The organism is Vibrio minamisatsumaniensis (assembly GCF_050337445.1).
Taxonomy (GTDB): Bacteria; Pseudomonadota; Gammaproteobacteria; order Enterobacterales; family Vibrionaceae; genus Vibrio; species Vibrio artabrorum.
This window is the reverse complement of the sequence record NZ_JAKJSY010000117.1, coordinates 1-7,891: the sequence shown is the minus strand read 5'-3', so window position 1 is coordinate 7,891 and position 7,891 is coordinate 1. Positions and strand designations below refer to the sequence as shown.

General features: G+C 42.5%; 11 protein-coding genes, 1 other RNA gene and 1 pseudogene. 5 read left to right on the top strand and 8 right to left on the bottom strand.

Annotated features, from left to right (window positions below; translation table 11 throughout):
- On the top strand, nucleotides 1–237 hold a 237-nt coding region (locus tag L4B77_RS18665; RefSeq protein WP_429752267.1), incomplete at its 5' end, for a transposase domain-containing protein.
- Here L4B77_RS18665 and L4B77_RS18660 read toward each other — a convergent pair.
- From L4B77_RS18660 to L4B77_RS18645, 4 genes are all read right to left on the bottom strand, one after another.
- A complete protein-coding gene (locus L4B77_RS18660) occupies nucleotides 203–808 on the bottom strand; it encodes a hypothetical protein (protein ID WP_429752265.1) in 606 nt (201 codons plus the stop codon). The genes L4B77_RS18665 and L4B77_RS18660 overlap by 35 nt on opposite strands.
- The gene (locus L4B77_RS18655; protein ID WP_429752263.1) at nucleotides 809–1,435 is read right to left on the bottom strand and encodes a TnsA endonuclease N-terminal domain-containing protein; all 627 of its coding nucleotides are present in this window, start codon (nucleotides 1,433–1,435) and stop codon (nucleotides 809–811) included.
- Between the two features lie 125 nt (nucleotides 1,436–1,560).
- An RNA gene (ffs, locus tag L4B77_RS18650) (signal recognition particle sRNA small type) lies at nucleotides 1,561–1,657 on the bottom strand.
- Between the two features lie 196 nt (nucleotides 1,658–1,853).
- Nucleotides 1,854–2,597 (bottom strand): VP0952 family biofilm-associated protein, encoded by a 744-nt coding sequence (locus L4B77_RS18645; RefSeq protein WP_429752261.1) that lies wholly within the window; start codon nucleotides 2,595–2,597, stop codon nucleotides 1,854–1,856.
- 214 nt (nucleotides 2,598–2,811) lie between these two features.
- Here L4B77_RS18645 and L4B77_RS18640 point away from each other — a divergent pair, with 214 nt between their 5' ends.
- Nucleotides 2,812–3,114 (top strand): MGMT family protein, encoded by a 303-nt coding sequence (locus L4B77_RS18640; RefSeq protein WP_261839238.1) that lies wholly within the window; start codon nucleotides 2,812–2,814, stop codon nucleotides 3,112–3,114.
- A 59-nt stretch (nucleotides 3,115–3,173) separates the two neighbouring features.
- Here L4B77_RS18640 and L4B77_RS18635 read toward each other — a convergent pair whose 3' ends face one another.
- Nucleotides 3,174–3,614 carry a YbaY family lipoprotein gene (locus tag L4B77_RS18635; RefSeq protein ID WP_261839237.1) on the bottom strand — a complete coding sequence of 147 codons (441 nt, stop codon included), beginning with the start codon at nucleotides 3,612–3,614 and terminating at the stop codon, nucleotides 3,174–3,176.
- Nucleotides 3,615–3,782: 168 nt separating this feature from the next.
- Between L4B77_RS18635 and tesB the strand changes: the two genes are divergently transcribed.
- The gene (gene tesB, locus L4B77_RS18630; RefSeq protein WP_372041671.1) at nucleotides 3,783–4,643 is read left to right on the top strand and encodes an acyl-CoA thioesterase II; all 861 of its coding nucleotides are present in this window, start codon (nucleotides 3,783–3,785) and stop codon (nucleotides 4,641–4,643) included.
- 149 nt (nucleotides 4,644–4,792) lie between these two features.
- Here tesB and L4B77_RS18625 read toward each other — a convergent pair whose 3' ends face one another.
- Together L4B77_RS18625 and L4B77_RS18620 are read right to left on the bottom strand one after the other, a co-directional pair.
- Complete coding sequence (locus L4B77_RS18625; protein WP_261839235.1) at nucleotides 4,793–5,458, bottom strand: hypothetical protein; 666 nt, start codon at nucleotides 5,456–5,458, stop codon at nucleotides 4,793–4,795.
- A gap of 65 nt (nucleotides 5,459–5,523) precedes the next feature.
- Nucleotides 5,524–5,997: an Lrp/AsnC family transcriptional regulator gene (locus L4B77_RS18620; protein WP_429752258.1), complete on the bottom strand. Its 474-nt coding sequence runs from the start codon at nucleotides 5,995–5,997 to the stop codon at nucleotides 5,524–5,526.
- Between the two features lie 129 nt (nucleotides 5,998–6,126).
- Between L4B77_RS18620 and L4B77_RS18615 the strand changes: the two genes are divergently transcribed.
- Nucleotides 6,127–7,194 (top strand): PLP-dependent cysteine synthase family protein, encoded by a 1,068-nt coding sequence (locus L4B77_RS18615; RefSeq protein ID WP_261839233.1) that lies wholly within the window; start codon nucleotides 6,127–6,129, stop codon nucleotides 7,192–7,194.
- A gap of 87 nt (nucleotides 7,195–7,281) precedes the next feature.
- On the opposite strand, the gene L4B77_RS18610 is transcribed toward L4B77_RS18615, so the two are convergent.
- Nucleotides 7,282–7,602 (bottom strand): DUF1244 domain-containing protein, encoded by a 321-nt coding sequence (locus L4B77_RS18610; RefSeq protein ID WP_261839232.1) that lies wholly within the window; start codon nucleotides 7,600–7,602, stop codon nucleotides 7,282–7,284.
- A gap of 120 nt (nucleotides 7,603–7,722) precedes the next feature.
- Between L4B77_RS18610 and L4B77_RS18605 the strand changes: the two are divergent.
- Nucleotides 7,723–7,891, top strand: a pseudogene (locus L4B77_RS18605) (helix-turn-helix domain-containing protein); the annotation flags it as partial.

Here is a 7,891-nt window from a genome sequence, read left to right as displayed (position 1 = left end):
TCTATCGACAACAACCGAGCAGAGCGCGCAATCAAATCGCTGGTCATTGGCAGAAAAAATTGGTTATTCTCGACGAATCCGCTTGGTGCTGATGCGAGTGCTTTGCTGTATAGCATCATCGAGACGGCGAAAGCGAACGGACTGATACTCTACGATTACATGGTCAAATGTATGAAAGAACTGGCAAAGCCAGAGCCTGATATTAACTCTCTTCTGCCTTGGAACGTCTCACACTGAAATTAAAACGCCCCGTGGGATTATGGGGCGCATACGGTATTTTTCCAGAAATTATCGTTTCGTTCGCTATTATTATTTCGTCGCAATAGACTTGATACGCTGCATTTATTGAAGGTCTAACAGCATCTAGAAACCGCTCTAAAGCTCTTTCGTAATATACTTCATCTCCAGTAACCCTTGGTTCTCGATTTCCCTTCAAATAATTCTTATCGACCAAACTTGTAAAACTTCCATGGCTGCCACTGAATGCTTGATGCCACCTTATTAGCGTCTTATAACTTGGCTTAGCAAGCGAAGTTTTATCGATATGCTGATCAATAAGCGGATTGAGGTTTTTTGGAGTCCACCCACCTTTAAGATCTTTATGAACCAAACAAAGCAATTTATACCGTTGTAGCGCTTTTTCTTTTTGTTCCGGTGGGAATGAAGCCAAATCTCGTTCATAAGTCTTTGTATTATCAAGCGAGTCATACTGGAGTTGGGTGCGTTTCGTCTCAGGTAGTGACAAAAATTCCTGTTCAGCATCTTCAGAGTGTATAGGGTCGAATTCATCCTTAAAATGCCGACTCATTTAGCTAACCGAAATAATGCTATTTTCATTTAGCATCTCTAAGTCAAAATCTGTTCTAGCTTTTCCAACAGAAATTAATCGAAGAACCGAAGCAAAAACCTCTCCTATAGAAAAACTGACCCTTTGGGCTAGTTCATGAATTTTGATAGCTTTTGAAATCAGAAGCTCTTCTAGAACAGCGTCTGTTAGCGAGTCTCCTTCAATACACCCACTGTAGCGATGCACCATTTCACTATTTTTTAAGAAATAACCCGTCCGAATCTGCTTGTCTGTAACCAATATCAAATCAAACCCAAGCTTTTTTGCTGCTTGCTTACGTGCTCGGAACTTAAGTTTAAATTCTTTACTTAATGTCTTTAAATAGGGTTTAGTTTCAACAAAACTATAACAACCATCTGTATAAATAACAAAAAAATCAGGGGTATAAGGTAGTTGCTTGCCATCAAATTCGTAGAGAAACCCTTTAGGTTGCGATTCAAAACTCACAACATCAGCATCGTACTCGAAATGGTAGCAACAATCTTTTTCTAGGCTTCCCTCACACATAATCGTATCTTTGTTCTTTGCACTAGCAAACTTAAAGATATTTTTATTCGGTGATGGTTTACGAAGATTACGAATATACATACGCGTCCCTATTATTGTTGTAAGAAAACAACTAAATAAAGCATAGGACACTTTATGACTTTTAAAAGGACAGGTTATAGTTTTTTTGGGACAGGATATGGTTTCAGCGACACTTCAAATGGGTGGGAACCCAGCCACATCCCGGCACACAAGTCGCTTGCTGCGGCTGCTCCCTTCCGGGCCTGACCGAGTTCACAAGTTATTGTTGCGGGAGGACCAGGCCCCCATAGATTCTTTTTCTTAAAGGCTTGCCTTAAAGAGTGACTGGATTATTAAGCATCACAGCAACCATTGCAAGCCCTTCCCACCTATTTTTAAACAATTGCGGTCTAAGTGCTTATCCTTTATTCAAACCATGAAAGAATCGTAGGTAAAACCACCATTTACTAACGCTAGAAGAACTGGGATTTCTATCGTGTTAGATATCGATGTCTTCGTTATCTTCGGTGCGAATGATGTAATCGGTCATCCATGCTGTCCCTAATAAACACAACCACACCACAAATACCGAGCTTGGCACATCGATGCTTGGTGTAATCACTAACGCAGCAAACCCGGCGGTGGGTAAAGTCCAACACAATAGTTTGTTCCAACGAAAAGTTTTCAAACGCGTTAATGCTTCCATCGATGCCATAATACCTGTCACACACAAAGCAACCAAAGCCGCGTAAGGCAAGTCGGCTATCCATAATGGGAGTATCAAAATCAATGACCACCAACTGTGTCGACTGGCGGGTTTAAGGTGATTTGCTGCCCACCAAATCATAATAATGGCGAAAATTTGTAACGCCGTTGCCCAAGGAGTGCCACCAAGCTTACCGGCTGATTGTGTCACCATGATTCCGACCTGCAAAGTCGTTACGATCAAGCCAGATGTCATCACGACCGACAAACTACTTCGTTTAGAAAAAATGACCATAAGCAGTGGGAATAACACCCATGCACTGACAGAAAGTGTGATAGGTTGCAGGGGTAGCGTTAAGCCATAAATCGTCATGGAAACAAGCAAAACTAATCCTGCGATGCCCCCCTGCGGTAAGATCCATAAAGCAGGGATGACCATTGCTAGTACGGGGATATCTCCCTCGCTTAAACTGATTGCTCTGGCACAGACAACCGCTAATAATGTGGTTATCAAGAATTGAAATGTTATAAATACCATAGCCCTCTCCTTCTACCGATCCGTGGTACCATACCAATCGTAGTAATTAACTGGTCACCCTAGCTTGTTAAAAAACTCGATAACCTCGTTAGATTTTTTGACTGTAGAATAACTACTTATCGAAAAAATCTGTCTTGCTCTCAAGCTTTTTCCCTGCGCTATTTTTGAACACTTACTTACTGTGATTGGTATTTATGAACTAGGAACATTTAGTATGGACCAATTTTTAAGCCAAATCTTTGCTGTGATTCACCAAATTCCTTATGGGAAAGTCACCACTTATGGAGACATAGCACGTTTTTCAGGTTTTCCGGGCTATGCACGACAGGTTGGTAAAGCGTTGGGTAACCTGCCAGAAGGTAGCAAACTGCCTTGGTATCGGGTGATCAACAGTAAAGGCGAGATCTCTTTGAAAGGTGATTCGTTTGGTCGACAAAAAAAGCATCTTATCGAAGAGGGCATTGAAGTTAATGACGCAGGAAAAGTCAAACTCAGAATATACAAATGGCAGCCCTAGAGCTGCCATTCATCGAAACACATCAATCAAAATGCCTTAGTATTGGCTTCCACTGACCATTAACGAACACTGACCAAGCGTAAGTCTGCTTGTTGCGTGTTTTCTACGTCGGTAATCACTGATTTTATGGTATCTGTCGTGAAACGCAGTTTGCCATCAACATGAATCGATGCACGTATGTTGTAACGGTGATTCGCTTGAATCTTGTCGTTATCATAAGCTAACTCAAACGCGAAAGGCACTTGCTTGCCGTCAGCCGTAAATTCTTGAGTTGCGATAATCGTTGATGGTGCGTCAGCAAGTGAAATATCTTCTAGGGTGACGGTAATGATTGCGTTTTCTGGCAAGGCGATTCTTTCGCGGTAGCTTACGGTTCCTGAAATTGCTTGAGTAAACTCTGCTACGGTCTCTTGAGAAGCGTTGGTTTCTGATGTTGTTTGGCAACCAACAAGTAGACCAAACGATAATAAAGACATAATTAAAATTAGAGTCTTTTTCATATTTAATTTCTCTCAACATGTTTGCCGGAATCGACAAATCTACGGCTTAATTATAAGAGAGCTTTCATATTCTGTCTCGAAACCCTATGATTTATTAACAGATATTTGACWAAACTAATCGATTATCGCACTAATCTGACACTCATTTTACGAAAAGGAATGCTGGCGATGAGTCAACCTTTACAAGAATTACTAAGTTTACTTCAGCTAGAAAAACTAGAAGAGGGTTTATTCCGTGGGCAAAGTGAGAATCTAGGTCTACCACAGGTTTACGGTGGTCAAGTGTTGGGACAAGCGCTTTCTGCTGCTCGCTATACTGTTCAAGACGACCGTAGTGTTCATTCGTTCCATAGTTATTTTCTATACCCTGGCGACCCAGAGAAACCGATTATCTATGATGTAGAAAACCTAAGAGATGGACGCAGTTTTAGTACTCGTCGTGTTAAAGCCATTCAAAATGGTCGTCCTATTTTTTATCTAACCGCTTCTTATCATGGCGATGCGCCGGGCTTCGAACACCAAAACACAATCCCTGATATCCCGGGTCCCGAGAATTTTGCATCAGAAACGGAACTCGCAAGTCATATCGCCGAATTTTTACCCGAGAAGCTGCGTAAAACCTTTTGTGGTGAAAAGCCGATTGAGATGCGCCCTGTCACTGTCGTTAACCCACTGAAACCTAAAAAGGCGGAAGCAAAACAGTACCTTTGGATAAGAGCGAACGGTGCGCTGCCAGACAACCAATTAATTCACCAGTATTTGTTAGCATACGCATCTGATTGGGGATTCTTAGTGACGGCGCTTCATCCTCATGAAGTGTCGATTATGACGCCAAATTTTCAGGTGGCGACAATTGACCACTCTATTTGGTTTCACCGACCGTTTAAGATGGATGAATGGCTACTTTATGCGATTGAAAGCCCGACAGCGGCGAACACTCGCGGGCTAGTACGCGGTGAGATCTTTAACCAAAAAGGTGAGTTAGTGGCAACGGCAGTACAAGAAGGTGTAATGCGCTTCACTAAATAATAAACTGCACTAAGCAATAAACTGCACTTTGTGTAGATAGCGGTTGTGGATACCCAAATAAGCATCCGTTAAGTAAAAAAAGAGGCTAGGTATATCTAGCCTCTTTTTTGTCATTCTCACCACAAGGCGAAAGCCATAACTCGTAAACGCTATTCACTCTCAGACGTTGATTCGAATTCACTCTGCACCCGTGTTTTGATGCCATCACTGGCATCTCGCAACAGGTTAAATGGCGATAACACAACCCCTTTCACTGCCCCTTCCGCAGCCCCTTGAGCCAGTGCTTCCCCCTTATCAGCAAGCGCATTTGCTTGCACCAAAATCGGAGGTACTTCAGCCCTTAGCTTTTGGGATTCAGAAATAATGACGGGGATGGTTTGCTCGCGGTAGGATTTACTTTCAGCAAGCATTGGCGGCATCACATCCTCACGATAGTGTTTTAATTCCGCCAATGTTGGGGGAATGACATCCGTCCTTACCTGCTCAACTTCTGTTCGGACATTTTTCACTTCATCCAAAATCGTCGGTATTTTTTTATCGACGGATGAAACGGTTTGATTGACTTGTTCAACCGTTTGTCTGACATTTTCAACGGTGTCTAATACGTGAGGAGCAAGTTCATCCAAATGTTCAGCAAAGGCTAACCACTCTTCAACTTTCAAATCCTTAGTCAATACCGATACGTCTTTGATCACCTGCGGATAAGTGTCGACGATCTCCCCGACTTTATTGGTCAATGAGTAGATGGAGTAGCCTAAATAAAAAATGGCGATCGCTAATACCAATTGGATAGCCGTCGAAACTTTTGCAAACATGAATCTTCCTTTTTAATCGCAGAGGCGACCATTAAACCATAATAATGTTGATATTAAACTCAGAGTTAGAGGGGAAGCGCTGTCGTATACTTCAATGGTTCCATCGCAAACGTCGAGGTCACATTGGAAATACCTTCAATGCTATTGACCAAGCGCTTATAGAAATCATCAAAACGCTTCATGTCTTTCACTTGAACCTTCATCATATAATCGTACTCACCTGCCATACGATAAAACTCCATCACTTCAGAAAATTCCGACACCGTACTCACAAAACGACCATACCACTCATGAGAATGATCACTGGTTTTCACTAATACGAAAGCAGTAAAGGAAAGATCCAGTTTTTCCGGATTCAGCAGTGCGACTCTTTTTTCAATAATACCGTTCTCTTCGAGCCGCTTAAGCCTTTTCCAACAAGGCGTTGTGGTGAGATTGACCGCTTCCGAAATATCGTTCAATGACAGCGTGCTGTCTTCTTGCAGTAACCCTAATATTTTTTTATCTACGGCATCTATCACACTTTCACCAAATCGCATTTAAAGAGAATAATTTTCTACAATTTAAGCAAAACAAAGCAAATATGGCAAAGTTTTTCTCTCGGGTTATAGATAAATTAGAACCATACCTATTACAAAGAATTCCTACACTCGATCAGGAGAACGCTTATGTGCACTGACCATCAATGGATTAACAACGCAATTCGTAAAATTGAAGCCGACTACCAACGCTCAGCGGATACGCACCTTATCAAGCTCGATCTACCAAGTATCGAAGGCATTGATGTTTACCTTAAAGATGAAAGCACACACCCAACCGGTTCTTTAAAGCACCGTTTAGCGCGTTCTCTATTCTTATATGCTATCTGTAACGGTTGGGTTGGCCCAGAAACAACAATCATTGAATCTTCATCAGGTAGCACTGCGGTATCTGAAGCGTACTTTGCTCGCCTACTTGGCCTGCCGTTTATTGCCGTAATGCCAAAATGCACAGCGAAGAAGAAGATTGAGCAGATAGAATTCTACGGCGGCCAAGCACATCTCGTTGACCGATCCGATGAGATTTACGATGAATCTCGTCGTTTAGCCGAAGAGCTGAATGGCCACTATATGGACCAATTTACTTACGCTGAGCGCGCAACCGACTGGCGTGGTAACAACAACATCGCCAACTCTATTTTCAACCAAATGCAGATGGAAGATCACCCAGTGCCAACTTGGGTTGTCATGAGCCCAGGTACTGGCGGTACTTCAGCGACGATTGGCCGCTTCATTCGCTACCAACAGCATGAAACTAAGCTTTGTGTTGTCGACCCTGAGAACTCGGTATTCCACGAATACTTCCAAACCGGCAATGCGAACGTGAAAGGCAGTACATTCAGTAAGATTGAAGGCATTGGTCGCCCACGAGCAGAGCCAAGCTTCATTGCTGGTGTGGTTGACGAAATGCGTAAAATCCCAGACGCAGCCAGTATCGCAACGACACATTGGTTATCTGACATTCTTGGTCGCAAGGTTGGCGCATCAACCGGTACTAACATGTACGGTGTGCTTCAGCTAGCCAGTGAGATGAAAGCGCGTGGCGAAACAGGCTCTATCGTGACTTTACTGTGTGACAGCGGTGAGCGTTACCTAGACACTTACTTCAATGACGAGTGGGTAAATCTGAATATCGGTGACCTACAACCTTATGCAGCGAAGCTAGAAGCTTTCTCGCAAACGGGTGAACTGGCATAACCACAGAGTAACCACTGATGCCACAATAAAAAAGAGCCCTTGACAGGCTCTTTTTTGTTTAAATTAATCAAACACTTGCGATAAAAATCACTCAGGCTTCTGTTTCGCTTCAAATGCGGCCAGTTGCTCTGGTGTTGCTTTAGGTTGATGGTTTTGTTTCCACTCATCGTAAGTCATGCCATATACGCGCTCACGTGCGTCATCGATATTCAAATCTAGGCCTTGTTGCTCGGCTTCCGCTTTGTACCACTTACTGAAACAGTTACGACAGAAGCCCGCTAAGATCATCAGGTCAATGTTCTGCACGTCTTTGTTATCATCTAGGTGTGTTAACAGACGACGAAAGGTCGCTGCATCCAGCTTGTCTTGCTCTTCTTGAGAAAGATCTTTGTATTTAAATTCAGCCACTTTACTTTCCTTTATTCGATTTATTGTATTCATTTATTGAGCTCTGTTTGTTATACAAAAAAAGCCTGCCATTCTGAACTGACCCCCAATAGTTGGACACCAATTATTGGGGGTCTTTTTATGTCCAAATATAGCCGAGAGCTAAAATGTATCATTGCTAAGCAATACTTAGATGGCACGTCATCTCTCTACTTAGCAAAACAATATTCAATTTCTTCAAGACAGATACGGTATTGGGCTCAAGTCTTTGCCATCCATGATACTGATTCATTTTTACCAACTAAGCATT

Coding starts and splice junctions, on each gene's coding strand:
- L4B77_RS18625 (WP_261839235.1), bottom strand. CDS start 5,458: ATGTTTGCAAAAGTTTCGACGGCTATCCAATTGGTATTAGCGATCGCC.
- tesB (WP_372041671.1), top strand. CDS start 3,783: ATGAGTCAACCTTTACAAGAATTACTAAGTTTACTTCAGCTAGAAAAA.
- L4B77_RS18640 (WP_261839238.1), top strand. CDS start 2,812: ATGGACCAATTTTTAAGCCAAATCTTTGCTGTGATTCACCAAATTCCT.
- L4B77_RS18645 (WP_429752261.1), bottom strand. CDS start 2,597: ATGGTATTTATAACATTTCAATTCTTGATAACCACATTATTAGCGGTT.
- L4B77_RS18635 (WP_261839237.1), bottom strand. CDS start 3,614: ATGAAAAAGACTCTAATTTTAATTATGTCTTTATTATCGTTTGGTCTA.
- L4B77_RS18615 (WP_261839233.1), top strand. CDS start 6,127: ATGTGCACTGACCATCAATGGATTAACAACGCAATTCGTAAAATTGAA.
- L4B77_RS18660 (WP_429752265.1), bottom strand. CDS start 808: ATGAGTCGGCATTTTAAGGATGAATTCGACCCTATACACTCTGAAGAT.
- L4B77_RS18620 (WP_429752258.1), bottom strand. CDS start 5,997: ATGCGATTTGGTGAAAGTGTGATAGATGCCGTAGATAAAAAAATATTA.
- L4B77_RS18655 (WP_429752263.1), bottom strand. CDS start 1,435: ATGTATATTCGTAATCTTCGTAAACCATCACCGAATAAAAATATCTTT.